This is a genomic window from Priestia sp. SIMBA_032, from assembly GCF_046535215.1.
Taxonomy (GTDB): domain Bacteria; phylum Bacillota; class Bacilli; order Bacillales; family Bacillaceae_H; genus Priestia; species Priestia aryabhattai.
This window is the reverse complement of the sequence record NZ_JAWRXD010000917.1, coordinates 1-262: the sequence shown is the minus strand read 5'-3', so window position 1 is coordinate 262 and position 262 is coordinate 1. Positions and strand designations below refer to the sequence as shown.

1 protein-coding gene is annotated in these 262 nt (G+C 51.5%); it reads left to right on the top strand.

Annotation, left to right across the window (positions count from 1 at the left end; translation table 11 throughout):
* Nucleotides 1-252: FxLYD domain-containing protein (locus SB717_RS37005; RefSeq protein ID WP_410908072.1), on the top strand; the 252-nt coding region annotated here is incomplete at its 5' end.
* Between the last annotated feature and the right edge of the window lie 10 nt (nucleotides 253-262).

Below are 262 nucleotides of genomic sequence, written 5' to 3'. Positions count from 1 at the left end.
ATGGACATTTCTTACCAGCCGGGACCGAATAACAACGTTATCGGCCTTGTGGTGAATCGAAGCAATCGGGAAGTCGACGTCACTGTCGAATTCAAGGGATACACGGCTGACGGCATTGTCTCCCAAGGGAATCCCCAGGCAACAATTGCCCACTTGGGAGCCGGTGAGACTGCTCGCTTCCAATGTGCGGGTTTCTTTGGAATGGTCAAGAAAGTTTCTTTGATCCGCGTTCGTACATCTGCGCCGAGTTGAACAGGAAAAG